The organism is Streptomyces narbonensis (assembly GCF_014649015.1).
Classification (GTDB): Bacteria; Actinomycetota; Actinomycetes; order Streptomycetales; family Streptomycetaceae; genus Streptomyces; species Streptomyces narbonensis.
In genome coordinates, this window is the sequence record NZ_BMSF01000011.1 from 54,361 (window position 1) to 72,480 (window position 18,120).

The 18,120-nt window shown below is 71.7% G+C and carries 15 protein-coding genes and 1 pseudogene; 11 read left to right on the forward strand and 5 right to left on the reverse strand.

Going from position 1 to position 18,120, the window contains the following annotated elements:
- Window positions 1-35 precede the first annotated feature (35 nt).
- Window positions 36-1,022 carry a helix-turn-helix transcriptional regulator gene (locus tag IE124_RS21735; RefSeq protein ID WP_189509568.1) on the forward strand — a complete coding sequence of 329 codons (987 nt, stop codon included), beginning with the start codon at window positions 36-38 and terminating at the stop codon, window positions 1,020-1,022.
- On the opposite strand, the gene ctaD is transcribed toward IE124_RS21735, so the two are convergent.
- On the reverse strand, window positions 961-2,673 hold the full coding sequence (gene ctaD / locus IE124_RS21740) for an aa3-type cytochrome oxidase subunit I (protein WP_189509721.1): 1,713 nt from the start codon (window positions 2,671-2,673) through the stop codon (window positions 961-963). The two genes, IE124_RS21735 and ctaD, sit on opposite strands and share 62 nt — an antisense overlap.
- 383 nt (window positions 2,674-3,056) lie before the next feature.
- Here ctaD and IE124_RS21745 point away from each other — a divergent pair, with 383 nt between their 5' ends.
- A complete protein-coding gene (locus IE124_RS21745; RefSeq protein WP_189509569.1) occupies window positions 3,057-3,272 on the forward strand; it encodes an I78 family peptidase inhibitor in 216 nt (71 codons plus the stop codon).
- Window positions 3,273-3,354: 82 nt separating this feature from the next.
- Here the strand turns inward: IE124_RS21745 and IE124_RS21750 are convergent.
- A pseudogene (locus tag IE124_RS21750) lies at window positions 3,355-4,233 on the reverse strand (phosphatase PAP2 family protein); the annotation flags it as partial.
- 406 nt (window positions 4,234-4,639) lie between these two features.
- Here IE124_RS21750 and IE124_RS21755 point away from each other — a divergent pair.
- On the forward strand, window positions 4,640-6,490 hold the full coding sequence (locus IE124_RS21755) for an MFS transporter (protein ID WP_189509571.1): 1,851 nt from the start codon (window positions 4,640-4,642) through the stop codon (window positions 6,488-6,490).
- Window positions 6,491-6,532: 42 nt separating this feature from the next.
- Here the strand turns inward: IE124_RS21755 and IE124_RS21760 are convergent, their stop codons facing one another.
- The gene (locus IE124_RS21760) at window positions 6,533-6,967 is read right to left on the reverse strand and encodes a cell division protein SepF (protein ID WP_189509572.1); all 435 of its coding nucleotides are present in this window, start codon (window positions 6,965-6,967) and stop codon (window positions 6,533-6,535) included.
- A 311-nt stretch (window positions 6,968-7,278) separates the two neighbouring features.
- Between IE124_RS21760 and IE124_RS21765 the strand changes: the two genes are divergently transcribed.
- Window positions 7,279-8,553: a DUF5685 family protein gene (locus IE124_RS21765; protein WP_189509573.1), complete on the forward strand. Its 1,275-nt coding sequence runs from the start codon at window positions 7,279-7,281 to the stop codon at window positions 8,551-8,553.
- A gap of 28 nt (window positions 8,554-8,581) precedes the next feature.
- On the opposite strand, the gene IE124_RS21770 is transcribed toward IE124_RS21765, so the two are convergent.
- Entirely contained in the window at window positions 8,582-9,559 is a 978-nt protein-coding gene (locus tag IE124_RS21770; RefSeq protein ID WP_189509574.1) for an ABC transporter substrate-binding protein, read from the reverse strand.
- Window positions 9,556-10,035, reverse strand: coding sequence for a GNAT family N-acetyltransferase (locus IE124_RS21775; RefSeq protein ID WP_189509575.1), 480 nt, complete (start codon window positions 10,033-10,035; stop codon window positions 9,556-9,558). Before IE124_RS21775 ends, IE124_RS21770 begins: the two co-directional genes overlap by 4 nt.
- A gap of 405 nt (window positions 10,036-10,440) precedes the next feature.
- On the opposite strand from IE124_RS21775, the gene IE124_RS21780 reads away from it, so the two are divergent.
- The 7 genes from IE124_RS21780 (at window position 10,441) to IE124_RS21810 (ending at window position 18,015) form a co-directional block, all read left to right on the forward strand.
- The gene (locus IE124_RS21780; protein WP_189509576.1) at window positions 10,441-11,289 is read left to right on the forward strand and encodes an amino acid ABC transporter permease; all 849 of its coding nucleotides are present in this window, start codon (window positions 10,441-10,443) and stop codon (window positions 11,287-11,289) included.
- Window positions 11,286-13,154, forward strand: a complete 1,869-nt coding sequence (locus tag IE124_RS21785) for an FAD/NAD(P)-binding protein (protein ID WP_189509577.1) — start codon at window positions 11,286-11,288, stop codon at window positions 13,152-13,154. Before IE124_RS21780 ends, IE124_RS21785 begins: the two co-directional genes overlap by 4 nt.
- 152 nt (window positions 13,155-13,306) lie before the next feature.
- Window positions 13,307-14,236 carry an amino acid ABC transporter permease gene (locus tag IE124_RS21790; RefSeq protein WP_189509578.1) on the forward strand — a complete coding sequence of 310 codons (930 nt, stop codon included), beginning with the start codon at window positions 13,307-13,309 and terminating at the stop codon, window positions 14,234-14,236.
- Window positions 14,233-15,042 carry an amino acid ABC transporter ATP-binding protein gene (locus IE124_RS21795; RefSeq protein ID WP_189509579.1) on the forward strand — a complete coding sequence of 270 codons (810 nt, stop codon included), beginning with the start codon at window positions 14,233-14,235 and terminating at the stop codon, window positions 15,040-15,042. The genes IE124_RS21790 and IE124_RS21795 overlap by 4 nt, the downstream gene beginning before the upstream one ends.
- Before the next feature lie 83 nt (window positions 15,043-15,125).
- Complete coding sequence (locus tag IE124_RS21800; RefSeq protein WP_189509580.1) at window positions 15,126-16,100, forward strand: ABC transporter substrate-binding protein; 975 nt, start codon at window positions 15,126-15,128, stop codon at window positions 16,098-16,100.
- 50 nt (window positions 16,101-16,150) lie between these two features.
- Entirely contained in the window at window positions 16,151-16,939 is a 789-nt protein-coding gene (locus IE124_RS21805) for a DUF1684 domain-containing protein (protein WP_189509581.1), read from the forward strand.
- Between the two features lie 209 nt (window positions 16,940-17,148).
- Window positions 17,149-18,015, forward strand: a complete 867-nt coding sequence (locus IE124_RS21810; RefSeq protein ID WP_229832675.1) for a S1 family peptidase — start codon at window positions 17,149-17,151, stop codon at window positions 18,013-18,015.
- The last annotated feature ends 105 nt before the right edge of the window (window positions 18,016-18,120 follow it).

The following is an 18,120-nucleotide window of genomic DNA, read 5'->3' on the forward strand; positions in this document are numbered from 1 at the left end:
CCGTAGCTGTCCGCGGGGGCTGACAGACTCGGGGCATGTTGGAGACCTCCGCACGGCTGCTGCGTCTGCTCTCGCTGCTCCAGGCCCACCGGGAGTGGTCCGGTGCCGATCTCGCCGACCGGCTCGGGGTGACCTCGCGCACGGTACGGCGCGACGTCGACCGGCTGCGCGAGCTCGGCTACCCCGTGCACGCCAGCCCCGGCACCGGCGGCGGCTACCAGCTCGGGGCCGGGGCCGAGCTGCCGCCGCTGCTCCTCGACGACGAGGAGGCCGTGGCGGTCGCGGTCGGCCTGCGCACCGCGGCCGGCCAGGGCGTCGAGGGCATCGGCGAGACCTCCGTACGCGCCCTCGCCAAGCTGGAGCAGGTCCTGCCGTCCCGGCTGCGGCGGCGGGTCGGCGCGCTCACCGACTTCACCGTGCCCATGCTCCGTACCCCCCGGGAGCGGGTGGACCCGGAGGTGCTCACCGAGCTGGCCAACGCCTGCCGGGACAGCGAGCGGCTCCGCTTCGCGTACCGGAACCACGGCGGCGACAGCACCCGCAGGACCGTCGAACCGCACCGGCTGGTCTGCACCGAGCGGCGCTGGTACCTCGTCGCCTGGGACCTGGACCGCGGCGACTGGCGGACCTTCAGGGCGGACCGGATCGAGCCCAGGCCGCCGCACGGCCCGCGCTTCCCGCCCCGGGAACCGCCCGCCGAGGACCTCGCCGCGTACGTGTCGAAGGGGGTGTCCGGCTCGGCCTACGCGACCGAGGTCACCGTCCGGCTCTTCGTCCCGCTCGCCGAGGCGGCCGGGGTCGTCGGCCCGATGGACGGGGTCCTGGAGCCCGAGAGCGAAGAGACCTGCCTCCTGCGGGCGGGGGCGCACAACCTCCAGGTCGCGGTGGTGCACGTGGCGCTCATCGGGATCGACTTCGAGGTGGTCGAGCCGCCGGAGCTGACGGAGCGGGTCCGCGCCCTCAGGGACCGGCTGTCCCGCGCGCTCGATCGGACGGGGGAGGGGACGCCGGAGGGCTTGTGACCCGCATCCGCTCGTAGGCCGCGAATTCCGGGTGGTGCAGGTCGAAGGCCGGCGACTCGGAGCGGATCCGGGGCACGGCGTCGAAGTTGTGCCGGGGCGGCGGGCACGAGGTCGCCCACTCCAGCGAGCGCCCGAAGCCCCACGGGTCGTCCACGTCGACCTTCGCGCCGTACCGGTGGGTCCACCACACGTTGTAGAGGAACGGCAGCGTGGACGCGCCGAGCAGGAACGCGCCGATCGTCGACACCGTGTTGAGCGCCGTGAAGCCGTCCGCGTCCAGGTAGTCGGCGTACCGCCGGGGCATGCCCTCCGCGCCGAGCCAGTGCTGCACCAGGAACGTCAGGTGGAAGCCGACGAACAGCGTCCAGAAGTGCATCTTGCCGAGCCGCTCGTCGAGCATCCGGCCGGTGAACTTGGGCCACCAGAAGTAGAAGCCGGCGAAGGTGGCGAAGACGACCGTGCCGAAGACCGTGTAGTGGAAGTGGGCCACGACGAAGTACGAGTCGGTGACGGGGAAGTCCATCGGCGGCGAGGCGAGGATCACCCCCGTGAGCCCGCCGAAGAGGAACGACACCAGAAAGCCGACCGACCACAGCATCGGCGTCTCGAAGGACAGCGAGCCGCGCAGCATCGTCCCGGTCCAGTTGAAGAACTTCACTCCGGTCGGCACCGCGATCAGGAACGACAGCAGCGAGAAGAACGGCAGCAGCACCGCGCCCGTCGCGAACATGTGGTGCGCCCAGACCACCACCGAGAGGCCGGTGATCGCCATGGTGGCCGCGACGAGGGTCGAGTATCCGAAGATCGGCTTGCGGGCGAAGACCGGGATGATCTCGCTGACGATCCCGAAGAACGGCAGCGCGATGATGTAGACCTCGGGGTGGCCGAAGAACCAGAAGAGGTGCTGCCACAGCAGTGCCCCGCCGTTCTCGGGAAGGAAGACCACGGAGCCGAGCCGCCGGTCCGCCTCCAGGACGAGCAGCGCCGCCGCGAGGACGGGGAAGGCGACGATCACCAGGACCGCCGTGAAGAGGACGTTCCAGGTGAAGATCGGCATCCGGAACATGGTCATGCCGGGGGCCCGCATCCCGATGATCGTGGCCAGGAAGTTCACCGAGGTGAGGATCGTGCCGAAGCCCGAGAGCGCGAGCCCCATGATCCACAGGTCGACGCCGGGGCCCGGCGACCGCTCCAGGCTGTTGAGCGGGGCGTAGGCGGTCCAGCCGAAGGCGGCCGGGCCGCTCGGGGTGAGCAGCGAGCCGATCACCATCAGCCCGCCGAAGAGGAACAGCCAGTACGAGAACATGTTCAGCCGCGGGAAGGCGACGTCGGGGGCGCCGATGTGCAGCGGCACCAGTTCGTTGGCGAAGCCGGCGAAGGTGGGAGTGGCGAAGAGCAGCAGCATGATCGTGCCGTGCAGGGTGAAGGCCTGGTTGAACTCCTGGTTCGACACGAGCTGGAGCCCGGGGCGGGCGAGCTCGGCCCGCATCAGCATCGCCATCAGCCCGGCCATCAGGAAGAAGACGAACGAGGTGACCAGGTACAGGTGGCCGATCTTCTTGTGGTCGGTCGTCGTGACCCAGTCGATCAGGATCCGGCCGTGCCGCTGTCGGCCCGGTTCGACGGTCGCCGTCGCTGTCTCGGTGCCCACCGCTGCCCTCCGCTCGCCCTCGGGACCCCGCTCGCCGGGCATCGGGACATGATGCGGGCGGCGGGCCCGCGGGGCAGGGAGGCGGCGGGGGCGGCTGCTCCGGTCGGCCGACACCGCCCGGCGGAGCCGGCGTAAGCGTTCTGTAAGGGAAACGTGAGGGCGCCGCGTGCGGGGTCCGGGCAATTCACGGTGCGATGCCCGGGGAACCGGGAATTCCCCGGTATTCGGCAGCCCTGGGATCGCCTTGTGTGAAGTGCCGGAGGTTCTTCGGAATTGCTGGAGATTCGGCCCGGAACTGTCCCATCGAGTGACGGGCGGCGTGTCAAACATATGTCGAGAACTTGTGACACAAGCGTGACCGCGAAGAGGCTAACGTGAGGCCCATGTCACCCACATCGCGCACTCCCGAACCTCCCCGCGACGCTCCCGAGTCCTATGTGGGACTGGACGCGGACGGTGCCGAGCAGCTCGCCAGGGCACGGGGCTGGAAGGTCGTCAGGTCCCTGCCGCCCGGCTCGATCATCACCATGGAATACCTGTCCGGACGCATCAACTTCGAGGTCGAGGACGGCGCCGTCACCCGCTGCTGGCTCGGCTGACCGACGGCGGGACCGGTCGGACACCGGACGAAGGAAGGGCCCCGGCCGCATGCGGCCGGGGCCCTTCCTTCGGTATCGGTCAGCCGCGGGTCGCCGGAGCGCCGCCGCGGGCCACTCCCACGGTCTCGCGGACGGGCTCCTCGCCCGCGGCCGGACGCTGCGGGAAGAAGGCCGGGCGCGGACCGCCGGAGGCCACGGGCAGCGAGGGCACGAGCCGGCGGCGGTCGCGCAGCCGCTCCCGCAGACGGTCGCGCATGGCGAGGATCCAGGACTCCGCCACCGCGAGCAGCGGCTCGCACCAGGGCAGGGCGAGCAGGACCAGGAGCCCGGCGGCCCAGCCGAGCACCACGTCGCTCAGCCAGTGCGTGCCCAGATAGACCGTGGTGAGGCCGACGCCGAGGGCGACCACCGCGGAGATGGCGGACAGATAGCGCCTGGCCCGCGGGGTGGTCGCCAGGTAGGCGAGGATGCCCCAGGTCACGACCGCGTTGGCGGTGTGCCCGGAAGGAAATATGTCGCCGCCCGCGAAGAGCTCGGCCGAGCCGACCTGTGTCGCGTAGTGGGGGCCGAGACGGCCGAGCCCGAGCTTGACCGCGCCGACCGAGACGTTGAGCAGCAGCAGGGCGGCGCCGAGACACAGCAGTGGCCGCAGGGTGTGCTGGCGCCAGGAGCGCCAGCCCAGCCATGCGGCCACCATGACGGCCGTGGGGCCGCGCTGACCGAGGACGACGTAGTAGTCGAGGAAGGCGTGCAGTTCGGGCCACTGCTGATAGGGCCGGAACAGCATGATCTTCCAGTCGAGGGTCACCAGCCAGGTCGACAGCACGACCGCCACGACAATGGCCAGATAGAACGCCGACGCCCCGCCGAAGAGCGCGAGACGCGTGCGGGTCATCCGAGGGACCTCTATCTTCGGCGGTTCCGGCTCCCGGTCCAGCCGGGCAAAGATGTCGGTACGCACCCAATCGACGTTACAGGGAGTGAGAAGCTGACCCGGTCGTTCCGGTGCCTTCGTGATGACCATGTGATGTGGAGTAGGTCTCAGTCGCCGCTCCATTCCCGGCGTCCGTCCGTAAATCCGATGACCTTCAGCCCTATTGGCGGCACGGCTCTTTCCGGAAGGGTGTTTGAGGGCAGGGGAATTGCCTCAAACAGATATACGTACGGAATTCCATGCGACGCGCGGCCCTCTCCAAGTGGCGTACGCCACACCGCGAGGCCCGCCGGGGTGAGAGCTGCGCCACGCGCTCGGGGCTTGAACTCGCGTACGCTGACGGCTCACTCGCCCGTCGATGTCGGGCCGCCCCAGGGGCATACGCCCTGGTCGGCGCCTGCCGAGCGCGAGAGCTTCACTGGGAGGTACGTACATGCAGCGGACGTTCACGGCCCGAGCACGAGAGCGTGCCGCCGACGGCGGGACCAACCGCTGGGTCGTCCTTCTCGTCCTCTGCGTCAGCCTCCTCCTGGTCGCCCTCGACGCGACCATCCTCCACGTCGCCGTCCCCTCGCTCACCGAGGACCTGCGCCCCAGCTCCACCGCGCTGCTCTGGATCGTCGACGCCTACCCGCTGATCTGTGCCTCGCTGCTGATCCTCTTCGGCACCCTGGGCGACCGGGTCGGCAGACGGCGGGTCCTCCTCCTCGGCTACGCGCTGTTCGGCGTCGCCTCGGCGGTCGCCGCCCTCGCCACCGAGCCGTGGGTCCTCATCGCGGCCCGCGCGCTGCTCGGGGTCGGCGGCGCGATGATCATGCCGGCGACGCTCTCCATCCTCCGGACGGTCTTCCCCGACCGGCGGGAGCGCGCCACCGCGATCGGCATCTGGACGGCCACCGCCGCGATCGGCGCCGCCACCGGACCGGTGCTCGGCGGCTTCCTCGTCGAGAACTACTGGTGGGGCTCCGTCTTCCTCATCAACATCCCGCTGATGGCGCTGATCCTGCCCCTCGGCCGCCGCCTCCTCCCCGAGTCCCGCGGCGCCGCCGACGGACCCTGGGACGTCCTCGGCGCCCTCATGGCCGCCGCCGGAGTCCTCGGCTGCGTCCTCGGGGTCAAGCGCGCCGGAGCGGGCGAACCGCTGCTCGCCCTGCCGACCGCGGGGCCGCTGCTGCTCGGTGCCGGACTCCTCGTCCTCTTCGTCCGCAGGCAGAGGCGGCGCCCGCACCCGCTGATCGACATGCGGCTCTTCTCCCGGGCCGCCTTCACCACCTCGGTCGGCTGCATCGTCATCGGCATGCTGGCCCTGGTCGGCCTGGAGCTCATCGCCGTCCAGTACCTCCAGCTCGTCCTCGGACTGAGCCCCCTGGAGACCGGGCTCCGCCTCCTGCCGCTCACCTTCGCCGCCATGGCGGCCGGCGCCACCGGCTCGTACACCCTGCGCAGGATCGGTCCGCGCCGGATGGTCGGCTGGGGCTTCGTGCTCACCGCCGGCGCGGTGCTGCTGCTCACGTTCATGGGTCAGGACGACCGGCCGCTGCTGCTCACGGTGGGCTTCGTGCTGCTCGGCTTCGGCCTGCAGACCACGCTCTTCTCGGCGTACGAGTCGATGCTCAGCGAGGCGCCGCAGCGGAGTGCGGGCGGCGCGGCGGCGATCGGCGAGACCTCGTACCAGCTCGGTGCCGGCATGGGCATCGCGCTGCTCGGCAGCGTGATGAACGCGGCGTACGCCCCCGGGCTCGCCTCGGTCCCCGGGGTCCCGGCGGAGGCCAGCAGCGCCGCGTCGAACTCCCTCGGCGAGGCCTACAAGGTCGCCGACCAGCTCGGCGGCACGGCGGGCGCGGCCCTGCACCAGGCCGCCCGGCACGCCTTCGTGGACGGTCTGCACATCACGCTCTGCGTGAGCGCCGTGCTGCTGCTCGTCGGTGCGGTGATGGCCCGACGGCTGCCCCGGGTCATGGAGTGCCTGGCGGAACCGGACGAGCCGGGTGACTCGTACGAGGGGTACGAACCGCACGAGTCGTGTCAGCCGGCCAAGGCGTACGAGCCGGCCAAGGCATACGAGCCGGCCAAGACGAGCGAGGCGATCGAGAACTGCGAGTCGATCGAGACGAGCGAGCCGATCGAGACGAGCGAGCCGATCGAGGTGTGTGAGTCGATCGGGACCCGTGGGGCGATCGATTCCTGCGAGCCCGCCGAGGTGGTCCGGCAGCCTGCCGAGCCGCGGGTGCCCGCGACCCGGGAAGCGATCGAGCCCGCCGGCTCCGGACGCCCGGCGCACTGACCCGATCCCTCGGGTGGTGTCCGGTCGGGCCGGCGGACCCGCTCAGCTCTGGTTGAAGAAACCGTCCTGCGGACGCCGACGGGTCTCTCCGCCGACGATCTGGGTGTCGGCGGGAGTGAGCAGGAAGACCCGCGTCGCCACGCGCTCGATCGAGCCGCGCAGCCCGAAGGCGAGACCGGCGGCGAAGTCGACCACGCGCTTGGCGTCGTTCGGCTCCATCGCGGTCAGGTTCACGATCACCGGAACACCGTCCCGGAAGAGCTCTCCGATGCCCCGGGCGTCCCGGAAGCCGTCCGGGGAGACGGTGGCGATCCGGCGGCCCTGCTCCTGGGCGGTGTCCGAGGCCACCCGGACACGGGGGTCCGTCACCCAGGCGTCGCCGTTCTCGGCACCGTCGGCGTACTCGTCGTCGTAGTAACGCTCGTCGTTGTCCTCGACGAGTCCCAGCCAGGCACTTGCCTTGCGCACCGATCCCATGGACGCCTCCTTTCAGCGCGGTCACTTGTGGTTCCGCAGTCCCTATCGTCGTCCATGATGCGGATCGCGCGCCAAGCGGATACACGCCGTGCAGGAGATTCGTGACGGTACTGGTGCAGAACGTGAGCGTCGGTTTCTGGCGATACGTCAGGAATCTTGCGGTATGCGGGGCCTGACGGAGGGGCGCGCAACTTAAAATATGAAAGTCGGGCCAGAAGGGTGACGGTGGGCGCGTACGGGTGAACGGCCCGCCTCGCTACGATGCCGCGAAGCCGCTCGACGGCACTTCGTACGGCTCACGGGGGAAGCTCATGTTCGGAATCGTCAGGCCCTGCACGCACCGCCTCACCGACGGACTCAAGACCGAGTGGATGGCCCACCTCTGCGGCCTCTGCCTGGCACTACGCGCCGACCACGGGCAGTTCGCGCGGGTGGTCACCAACTACGACGGGCTCATCGTCTCGGTTCTGACGGAGGCTCAGGCCGGGGTGACGGCGGCGGGCCGCCGCACGGCCGGGCCCTGCGCGCTGCGCGCCATGCGGACCGCTCCCGTGGCCCAGGGCGAGGGCGCGCGCCTGGCCGCCGCCGTCTCGCTCGTCCTCGCCTCGGCCAAGGTGCGGGACCACGTCGCCGACCGGGACGGCCTGTTGGCGCGCAAGCCGGTCGCGGCGGCGGCCCGCCGGGTCGCCCGCTCCTGGGACAAGGCCGGCGCCAGGACGGGCCGCGCCCTCGGCTTCGACACCGCCGTCCTCGTCGACGCCGTCGACCGGCAGACCGGGATCGAGACCCTCGCGGGAATCGGCACCCCGCTGCTCACCGTCACCGAGCCGACCGAGACCGCGACCGCGGCCGCCTTCGCGCACACCGCGGTCCTCGCGGGACGCCCGGAGAACGCCGCCCCGCTCGCCGAGGCCGGCCGGCTCTTCGGGCGCCTCGCCCACCTCCTCGACGCCGTCGAGGACCAGTCGGCCGACGCGGAGGCGGGCGCCTGGAACCCGCTCACCGCGACCGGCACCTCCCGGGAGGAGGCCCGCCGGCTCGCCGACGACGCCCTGCACGGGATCCGGCTCGCCCTGCGGGACGCCGACTTCGCCGACGGCAAGCTCGTCCACGTCCTCCTCGCCCACGAGCTCCGGAGCTCGGTGGACCGGGCCTTCGGCACGACGAGCTGCTCGCACGGGGCGGGGGGTCAGGGTGCCCCGCACGTGCACGCGCACGGACCGGTCCCGGGGAACCCGTACGCCACGCCCGGCAACCCGTACGCCCCCGGCGGACCCGCCGGCCCCGGAGGTCCGTATGCCCCCGGTCCCGGCGGTCCCGGCGGCCCCGGCGGACCGTTCCCGCCCGAACCGCCCAACCGGCGCGGGCTCATAGCCGGATGCGCCCTCTGGGTAGGCTTGGCCTGTACCTGCCAGATGTGCTGCGGCACCTTCGAGGACCCGTGGAGCCGCCAGCGGCGCGAGGGGCTCTGCCAGCAGTGCGACCCCGGCAGCTGCTGCGACTGCTGCGACTGCTGCAGCAACTGCTCCTCCTGCTGCGAGGGGGACGGGTGCTGCGGGGGCTGTGACTGCGGCTGCGACTGCTGACGCCCCGTCGGCCCGGAGGGACGCGCCGCTACTTCGTCGGCGCCGGGATCTCCGGCGGGGTGATCTGCGACCGCTCGATGCCCGAGTCCGTCACCCCCCACTTCCGCACGATCCGGTCGTACGTCCCGTCGGCCTTCAGGCCGTTCACCGCCGCCTGGAAGGCGGGGGCGAGCGGGGTGCCCTTCCTGAAGGCGAAGCCGACGTCGAGCCGCCGGTACTCATTGAGGAACCTCACGTTCCTCTGCTGCGTCACCGCGTACCGCACGCCGTTGATCGTGCTCATCACGACGTCGCTGCGCCCCTGCTGGAGCGACATCCAGACCGCTCCCGTCTCGTTGAAGACGTTCACCTCGTACGCCGGCTTCCCGGCCTTCGCGCACCGGTCCTTGTTCTTCTCCAAGGTCTGCTCGAAGGTCGTGCCGGCGCCCGTCGCGACCTTCAGCCCGCACAGCTGCGTGAGGTCGGTGACCGCCGTCAGCGGACTGTCCGCCCGGGTGGCGAAGCCCTGGCCGTCGTTGATGTACGTCACGAAGTCGATCGCCTTGCGCCGCTCCTCGGTCACGCCGAAGTTCCCGGTGCCGACGTCGTACTTGCCGCTGCCCAGCGCCGGCAGGATCGCCTCGAAGCCGACGACCTCGCGCTTCAGCTCCAGACCGAGGGCCTTGGCCACGGCGGCCGCGAAGTCGGCGTCCACCCCGGCCACGGTCCTGCCGTCGGACAGGTAGGTCGAGCTGGGCGGGGTGCCGACCGAGGCGGCGAGCGTGAAGGAACCCCGCTGCCGTACGTCGGCGGGGAGCAGCTTCGCCGCGGCCTCGTTCTTCCGCACCGCCGACACCACGTCCTCGGTCGGGAGCGCGCCCTTCGCGGCGCCCGGCGCACCGGAGGCCCCGGCCGGCGCGGTCGCGGGCTCGCCCCCGGAGCAGGCGGTGAGCGTGAGCGCTGCGGCGGTGATCAGCACGAAGCCGAGGGTCGTGCGGGCGGTTCCGGAACTCGTACGCGTACTCATGGTTTCGGGTTCTCCAGGAACTTCTCGAACGGCAGGGGGCCGAGGGATTCGAGATCGGCGGACACGTCGAAGAGCGGCCGGTAGCCGGTCGCCAGGTAGAGGCTCCTGGCCTCCGGCTGGCGCGCGCCGGTCGTCAGATAGACGCGGGTGTAGCCGCGGGCGGCGGCCTCGCGTTCGAGCACGGTGAGGACGCGGCGGGCGAGCCCGCGCCTGCGGTGCGCCGAGTGGGTCCAGATCCTCTTCAGTTCGGCGGTGTGCTCGTCGTAGCGGCGGTACGCGCCTCCGGCCACGGGCCGGCCCTGTTCCAGGAGGAGCAGGAAGGTGCCGTGGGGAGGGCTGAACTCCTCCGCCGGGTAGCGGCTCAGGTCGTCGGCGGTGCCGTAACGGGTCGTGTACTCGTGTGCCAGCTCGTCGAGGAGCGGGCGGGCGAGGGGGTCGGTGGTCGTGGTCCGGCGCACGGACAACGCGAAGGTCATGAAGGTCCTTCAGGGCGAAGGAGGACACAAGGGCAGGGCGAGGGGAGGGGGAAGCTCAGGCACGCACGAGGGGCCTGTGTGTGAAGGCGCCGCGGAAAACAGCACGCGGGCAGGGGCAGAGCGGGGGGTCAGCTCAACAGGAAGAGGACCACACACGACCGAAGTCGATGTGGGAGCGCGTGACCAGCTGCTGCTGCGGATGCATGGCCCCAGTGGAACAGGCATCCGTTTCCGCGTCAACCGCGATGAGACGCACGGCTCACCTTGTGGACACCCTTGACAGTAGGGCGTGTTGACCGCATAGCCTCGAAGGGCGGATCGGGCTGAGGGGCCCGGATCCGTGCTCTGTGCGTGTGAAGGCGCACCCCGTGTTCGATCCGCCTCTGGCATCCACGGAGCCTTCGCATGTCCGCGACCCTCGTCAAGATCCCCTCCACGGCCCCGCCCGCCGATCCGCCCCCGCGCGTCGTCCCCGCCCGCCGCGCCGGACAGTGGGCCACCGCGACCGTCGTCCTCGTCCTCCTCGGCCTCGGACTCCTCTCGGTCGTCCGCAACAAGGCCTTCCAATGGGACGTCGTCGCCCAGTACTTCACCTCCGCGTCCGTCCTGCGCGGGCTCGTCCTCACCCTGTGGCTGACCGCCCTCGTCATGGCCCTGGGCTTCGTCCTCGGCACCCTGCTCGCCGTCTTCCGACTGTCCGCCAACCCCGTTCTGCGCGCGGTCAGTTGGGGCTACGTCTGGTTCTTCCGGTCCACGCCGATCCTGGTCCAGCTGCTGTTCTGGTTCAACATCGGCGCCCTCTACCCGACCGTCCTCGGCGTGCACACGGTCAACCTCCTCGGCCCGGTCGCCGTCGCCGTCATCGGCCTCACCCTGCACGAGGCCGCCTACGCCGCCGAGGTCGTGCGCGGCGGCATCCTCTCCGTCGACCGGGGCCAGATCGAGGCCGCCCAGTCCCTCGGCCTCGGCCGGTGGCGCCGGCTCACCCGGATCGTGCTGCCCCAGGCGATGCGCTCGATCGTCCCGCCCGCCGGGAACATGCTGATCGGCACCCTCAAGGGCACCTCGATCGTCTCCGTCATCGCCGTCCAGGACCTGCTCTACTCGACCCAGCTGGTCTACCACCGCACGTACGAGGTCATCCCGCTGCTCCTCGTCGCCACCCTCTGGTACGTGGCCGTCACCTCGGTCCTCAGCCTCGGACAGCACTACGTCGAGCGGTACTACGCCCGGGGCACGGGCGGTGCCCGATGAGCAACCGTCCGACGGGCGCCCGCCCGACGAGCACCCGGCCGACGGGCCCCCGCCCCTCGATCGTCGTCGTGGGCGCCGGGCCGCGCGGGACCGGCTTCCTCGAACGGCTCGCCGCCAGCCTGCCCGAGCTGTACGGCGACGACCCCCTCGACATCCACCTCGTCGACCCGCACCCGCCAGGCCCCGGCCGGATCTGGCGCACCGGACAGTCCTCGCTGCTCTGGATGAACTCCCAGGCCGAGGACGTCACCATGTTCACCGACGAGACCGTGCGGCTCGACGGTCCCGTCCGGCCGGGACCCACCCTCGCCGACTGGGCCGGCATCGAGGGCCGCACCTTCCCCACCCGCCCCCAGCAGGGCGCCTACCTGCGCTGGGTGTACGCGCGGGCGCTCGCCGCCCTGCCCGCCTCCGTCACCGTCCACGAGCACCGCACCACCGCACTGCGGGTCGGTGGCCCCCGCGACGGACGCCAGCGGGTCTGGCTGGAGGCCGGCACCGAGCCCCTCCTCGCCGACCTCGTCGTCCTCACCGTCGGCCACCTCGGCGCCGAACCCGACCCGGAACAGCGGGCGTTCGCCGACTTCTCCGCGCGCCACCGGCTCGTCCACCTCCCGCCCGACTTCACCGCGGACACCGACCTGTCCGCGCTGCCCGCGGGCGAACCCGTCCTGGTCCGCGGCTTCGGCCTCGCCTTCGTCGACCTGATGGTGCTCCTCACCGAGGGCCGCGGCGGACGGTACGAGAGCGAGGGCGACGACCTCGTCTACGTACCCTCGGGCCGGGAGCCGGTGCTGCACGTCGGCTCGCGGCGTGGCGTCCCGTACCACTCGAAGATCGGATACGTCCTCGACGGCGAACGGCCCCCGCTGCCCCGGTTCTTCGGCACCGAGCAGACCGACGCCCTCCTCGACCGGGCCGGGCCGCTCGACTTCCGGCGCGACGTGTGGCCGCTCATCGACAAGGAGCTCGGCTGGGCCCACTACCACCGGCTCTTCTCCACCCATCCGGAGCGGACCGCCCTCGCCTGGGGCGACTTCGAGCAGGCCTACGCGGTGGCGCCGCCGCGCGGGGCCGAGATCGCCGCGCTCGTCACCGCGGCCGTCCCCGACCCCGCCGACCGGCTCGACCTGGACGGCCTCGACCACCCCCTCGACGGGATCCGCTTCGACTCGGCCGAAGCGCTCCAGGACGGCCTGCGCGCCTACGTCACAGACGATCTGACCCGCCGCCACGACCCGGCCCACAGCCCCGACGCCGCCGTCTTCGCCGGTCTGCTCTCCGTCTACGCACAGCTCCTTCGGCTCGGCGAGCGCGTCGACACCGGCGGCTGGTGGCACGGCTTCTTCAGCTACCTCGCCTCCGGCCCGCCCGGGCCCCGGCTGCGGCAGCTCCTCGCGCTCTCCCGCGCCGGCGTGGTCCGCTTCCTCGGACCGCAGGTGACCGTCGAGACCGACGAGGAGCGCGGGGTCTTCCGGGCCGCGTCCGCCGCCGTGCCGGGGGAGTGGACCGAGGCGCGCGCCCTCGTCGAGGCCCGGCTGCCCGACCCCACCCTGGAACTCACCGACAGCCCGCTGCTGCGCGCCCTGTACGAGGACGGCGCCCGGGCCACCGCGAGCGGCCTCCTCGTCGTCGACCCCGCCGACGCCCGGATCCTGGAGCACGACGGACGCCCGCACCCGCGCCGCTTCGCGCTCGGCCCGCACACCACCGCCCGGGCCGGCGGGGCCTTCACCCGGCCCCGTACCGGGGGCATCGCCTTCGGGCAGAACGACGTCGCGGCACGGGCCGCGCTGACCTTCCTGCGGGGCGAGAGCGACCGGGCCGGCCGGAGCTGTCGCCGTCCGGCCTCGCTCAGCGCCTGATCCGCACGCTCCCGCTCGGTTCCTGCTCCGTTCCGGAGCCCGGAGCCCGGAGCCGGTGCCGGTGCCGGCTCCGGTCCCGGTCCCAACTCCCGGCCCGCTCGCGGTCCCGGTCCCGCTTCCTCGCTTCCCGACCCCGTTCCCGAGGTACCGCCATGGCTCTCACCAGCGATCCGCCCTCCGCCGTCCCCCTCACGAAAGCCCCGGAAGCCGCCACGGCCACCACCGTCGCCGCCGTCCCCAGGGCCTCCTCGGCACCCGCCGGTCTCACGGTCGTCCCCGTCCGTCACCCCTGGCGCTGGGTGGCCGTCGCCGCCACCGCCGTCCTGCTCGTGCAGTTCGCCCACGGGCTCGTCACCAACCCCGGCTGGGAGTGGGACGTCTTCGCCGCGTTCTTCACCACCGAGACGATCCTCCAGGCCGTCTGGGTCACCCTCCAGCTCACCTTCCACGGCACGGCCCTCGGCTTCGCGATCGGCATCGTGCTCGCCTTCATGCGCCTCTCGGCCAACCCGTTCCTGCGGTCGGTCGCCTTCGCCTACATCTGGGCCTTCCGCTCCATCCCGCTCATCGTCCAGCTGCTCTTCTGGTTCAACCTGGCCTATCTCTACAAGGAGTTGAGCATCGGCATCCCCTTCGGGCCGAGCTTCCTCTCCTTCGACACGATGGGCCTCGTCGGGGAGATGAGCGCCGCCGTCCTCGGGCTCGCCCTGCACCAGGCCGCCTACGCGGCGGAGATCGTCCGGGGCGGCGTACTCGCCGTGGACGAGGGCCAGTCGGAGGCGGCCGCCTCCCTCGGCATCCCGCGGCTCCGGCAGCTGCGGCGGATCGTGCTGCCGCAGGCGATGCGCTCGATCCTGCCCAACGCCGCCAACGAGATCATCTCGCTCTTCAAGGGCACCTCGATCGTCTCCGTCATGGCGATCGGCGAGCTCTTCTACCAGGTGCAGGTCGTCTATGGCCGCAACGGCCGGGTCGTCCCGCTCCTGATGGTCGCCACCGCCTGGTACGTCCTGCTCACCACCGCGCTCTCCGTCGTCCAGCACTACGTCGAGCGCCACTACGCGAAGGGGAGCGCCCGATGAGCTCCGCCGTGACCGTCTCCGCCGCCACCACCGTCACCGAGGCCGACACCGCCAAGGTCGAGATCCGTTCCGTCCACAAGAGCTTCGGCACCCTGCACGTCCTGCGCGGCATCGACCTCGACGTCCGGGCCGGCGAGGTCACCGTCGTCCTCGGTCCCTCGGGCTCCGGAAAGTCGACCCTCCTGCGGACCATCAACCACCTGGAGAAGGTGGACAGCGGCACGGTCAGCGTCGACGGCACCCTCGTCGGCTACCGGCTTTCCGGGAACAAGCTGTACGAGCTGCGGGAGCGCGACATCCTCAAGCAGCGCACCCGGATCGGCTTCGTCTTCCAGAACTTCCACCTCTTCCCGCACCTGACCGTCCTGGAGAACATCGTCGAGGCGCCCGTCTCGGCCCTGAAGCGCCCCCGCAAGGACGCCGAGGCCGCGGCCCGCAAGCTCCTCGACCGCGTCGGACTCGCCGACAAGGCGGAGGCGTACCCCAAGCAGCTCTCCGGCGGACAGCAGCAGCGGGTCGCCATCGCCCGCGCGCTCGCCCTGGAACCGGGGCTGCTGCTCTTCGACGAGCCGACCTCCGCGCTCGACCCCGAGCTGGTCGGCGAGGTCCTCGACGTCATCAAGGACCTGGCCGCCTCCGGGACCACCATGATCGTCGTCACGCACGAGATCGGCTTCGCCCGCGAGGTCGCCGACACCGTGGTCTTCATGGACGAGGGCCGGATCGTCGAGCAGGGCCCGCCGGGCGAGGTGCTGGACAGCCCGCGCCACGAGCGCACCCGCGCCTTCCTCTCCAAGGTCCTCTGACCCCGCTGCCCGCAGCGACCTGGCCCTCTCCCGTACACCCCCATGCCCGTACACCGGTACACCCACACGCACAGGAGCACGTCATGAAGTCCCGCCGCGCCGTCCTCACCGCCCTCGCCTCGCTCACCGCCCTCGGACTCCTCACCGCCTGCGGCTCGGGGGAGGCCGCCACCGGCGAGATCAAGCCCGAGGGGCAGAAGGGGAACGGCATCAACGTGGGCCCCGACCAGAAGCGCGTCCACACGGCCAAGGTCGATGCCATCGCCGCGCAGGTGCCCGAGGCCATCCGCAAGAGAGGCACGCTCGTCGTCGGCGTCTCGGCGAACAGCAGTCCGCCGCTCGCCTTCCGCGCCACCGACGACAGGACGCTGATCGGGGCCGAGCTCGACCTCGCGACCCTGGTGGCCGACACCCTCGGTCTGAAGCCCGAGTTCGACCCGGTGTCCTGGGAGAACCTCTTCGTCGGCCTCGACAGCGGCAAGTACGACGCCGTCTTCTCCAACGTCACCGTGACCGAGGAGCGCAAGGACAAGTACGACTTCGCCACCTACCGCCTGGACGACCTGGCCTTCGAGGCGAAGAAGGGCTCCGGCTGGAAGGTGAAGGGCCCCGAGGACGTGGCGGGCAGGAAGATCGCGGTCGGCTCGGGCACCAACCAGGAGAAGATCCTCGTCGAGTGGTCCGCGCTGAACGAGAAGGCGGGCCGCAAGGGCGTCGACATCACGTACTTCCAGAACACCAGCGACTACTACCTGGCCCTCCAGTCCGGCCGGATCGACGGCTACCTCGGCCCCAATCCCGTCGTCGCCCACCACGTGGCCTCGGCCGGGGAGACCGAGGTCGCCGGGAAGTTCTCCGGCGCGGGCGACGGGCTCCAGGGCAAGATCGCGGCCACCACGAAGAAGGACAGCGGCCTCGTCGCCGCCTACGCGGCGGCCGTCGACCACATCGTCGGGAACGGCACCTACGCCCAGGTGCTCGAGCGCTGGGGGCTGGGCAGCGAGGCGGTGGAGAAGTCGGAGATCAACCCGCCCGGCCTGCCCCGCACCAAGAACTGACCCACGGCGCGTCACGGGCTTCGCGAGCCCGTATGGAAAGGTGGAACACCATGAGTACGGATCCCCAGCAGGACTGGCAGCACTGGCACGAGCAGCGCGAGGCGGCGGTCTCCTCCTCGCACGGCCCGCTCTCCCTGACGGGCACGCACTGGCTCGCCGATCACCCGGAGGGTCGAATTCCGGCCGTTCCCGGCGAGTGGCGGGAGGACGGCGACGAGGTGGTCCTGACGGCGGACGCGGAGGACGTGATCACCGTCGACGGGAAGCCCTTCGCCGGCACCGTGCGGCTCACCGCCGACCATCCCCCGATCCACGAGTCCCGGGTCGAGTCGGCCGGCCGGCGGCTGGTGGTCCTGCGGCGCGAAGGGCTCTGGGCCGTAAGGGACTTCGACCCCGGCTCGGAGGCGCGCCGCGCCTTCGCGGGCATCGAGGCCACCCCGTACGACGATCGCTGGGTGGTGCCCGGCGTCTTCCGCCCGTACGAGGAGACGCGCAGCGTACGGGTGGAGAACGCCGACGGGCGGGAGCGCGGTCTCGGGCTCGCCGGGGAGCTGACCTTCGATCTGCACGGCGGCGAGCACACCCTCCAGGTGGCCGTCGAGGAGGACGGCTCGCTGTGGGCGGTCTTCGCGGACGCCACCAGCGGCCGGGACAGCTACCGCTTCCGGTTCCTGCGGCCCGAGGCCCCGGCGGCGGACGGCTCGGTGACGGTGGACTTCAACCGGGCGCTGCTGCCGCCGTGCGCCTTCGCCGACCACTTCATCTGCCCCTTCCCTCCGCCGGGCAACACGCTCGACACGGCGGTACCGGCGGGGGAGCGGCGGCTGAACCCGTCCTGACCCCTTCCGACCAGGGCTTTCCGCGCGGTGCGCGGACGACGGGCGCCCCCGGGCCACGACGGCCGGGGGCGCCCGTCCGCTCCGCGGTCTTGTGCGTCCGCTCCACGCGCGTCACCATCGCTCACGGTGCATGTCAGGAACACGTCACCTGACGGCGCCTCGCGGGCCCGCCATCCACGGGCCCCTCCGCTTTTCCCAGAAGGAGAACTGTGAGGAGCACAGTGAGGAACACCCGCACCCGTCTGCTCGCCCTCGTCGCCGGAATCGCCGCCGTGACGGCCATCGGGCTCCCCGGCGCCCAGGCCGCCCCCGTCCCCGGCCCGGCCGGAGCCGCCCAGCTCGCCCGCGCCGACGCCGCCGTCGACGCCGCCGGGGTCGGCGGCACCGCCTGGTACGTGGACAGAGCCTCGGGCCGGGTCGTCGTCACCGCCGACTCCACCGTCACCGACGCGGGGATCGCCAAGATCCGTGCGGCGGCCGGCGCCGACGCCGGAGCGCTGCGGGTCCAGCGCACCTCCGGCGTCTTCACGCCCCTGCTCGGCGCGGGCGACGCCATCTACGGCAGCGGCTACCGCTGCTCGCTCGGCTTCAACGTACGCAGCGGCAGCACCTACTACTTCCTCACCGCCGGCCACTGCGGCAACGTCGTGAACACCTGGTACGCCAACTCGGCGCAGTCCACCCTGATCGGCGCCACCGTCGGCTCCAGCTTCCCCGGCAACGACTACGCCCTGGTCCGCTACGACAACGCCTCGCTCGGCCACACCGGCGGCTTCACCGCCGCCAACGCCTATGTGGGCGAGTCGGTCAAGCGCTCCGGCTCCACCACCGGCACCCGCAGCGGTACGGTCACGGGCCTCGACGCCACCGTCCGCTACTCCGGCGGCGGCACCGTTCGCGGCATGATCCAGACCAACGTCTGCGCCGAGCCCGGCGACTCCGGTGGCGCGCTCTACGACGGGACCAAGGCGCTCGGCATCACCTCGGGCGGCAGCGGCAACTGCTCCACCGGCGGGACGACCTTCTACCAGCCCGTTCCTGAGGCCCTCGCCAAGTACAAGGTCAGCCTCTACTGAGCCGGTTGAGGACCGTACGGCCGAAAGGCGCCCTTGCGGCGTGAAGTCGTACGGTCCGAAACTCCCCCACAGCGCAGGCCCCTGGGCCGCGCCTCACGGGCCCGG

What these genes read in the sequence shown, in the direction of transcription:
- IE124_RS21755 (WP_189509571.1), top strand. Translation starts at nt 4,640, where the DNA reads ATGCAGCGGACGTTCACGGCCCGAGCACGAGAGCGTGCCGCCGACGGC.
- IE124_RS21765 (WP_189509573.1), top strand. Translation starts at nt 7,279, where the DNA reads ATGTTCGGAATCGTCAGGCCCTGCACGCACCGCCTCACCGACGGACTC.
- IE124_RS21785 (WP_189509577.1), top strand. Translation starts at nt 11,286, where the DNA reads ATGAGCAACCGTCCGACGGGCGCCCGCCCGACGAGCACCCGGCCGACG.
- IE124_RS21745 (WP_189509569.1), top strand. Translation starts at nt 3,057, where the DNA reads ATGTCACCCACATCGCGCACTCCCGAACCTCCCCGCGACGCTCCCGAG.
- IE124_RS21735 (WP_189509568.1), top strand. Translation starts at nt 36, where the DNA reads ATGTTGGAGACCTCCGCACGGCTGCTGCGTCTGCTCTCGCTGCTCCAG.
- IE124_RS21775 (WP_189509575.1), bottom strand. Translation starts at nt 10,035, where the DNA reads ATGACCTTCGCGTTGTCCGTGCGCCGGACCACGACCACCGACCCCCTC.
- IE124_RS21795 (WP_189509579.1), top strand. Translation starts at nt 14,233, where the DNA reads ATGAGCTCCGCCGTGACCGTCTCCGCCGCCACCACCGTCACCGAGGCC.
- IE124_RS21780 (WP_189509576.1), top strand. Translation starts at nt 10,441, where the DNA reads ATGTCCGCGACCCTCGTCAAGATCCCCTCCACGGCCCCGCCCGCCGAT.
- IE124_RS21760 (WP_189509572.1), bottom strand. Translation starts at nt 6,967, where the DNA reads ATGGGATCGGTGCGCAAGGCAAGTGCCTGGCTGGGACTCGTCGAGGAC.
- IE124_RS21770 (WP_189509574.1), bottom strand. Translation starts at nt 9,559, where the DNA reads ATGAGTACGCGTACGAGTTCCGGAACCGCCCGCACGACCCTCGGCTTC.
- IE124_RS21805 (WP_189509581.1), top strand. Translation starts at nt 16,151, where the DNA reads ATGAGTACGGATCCCCAGCAGGACTGGCAGCACTGGCACGAGCAGCGC.
- IE124_RS21800 (WP_189509580.1), top strand. Translation starts at nt 15,126, where the DNA reads ATGAAGTCCCGCCGCGCCGTCCTCACCGCCCTCGCCTCGCTCACCGCC.
- IE124_RS21790 (WP_189509578.1), top strand. Translation starts at nt 13,307, where the DNA reads ATGGCTCTCACCAGCGATCCGCCCTCCGCCGTCCCCCTCACGAAAGCC.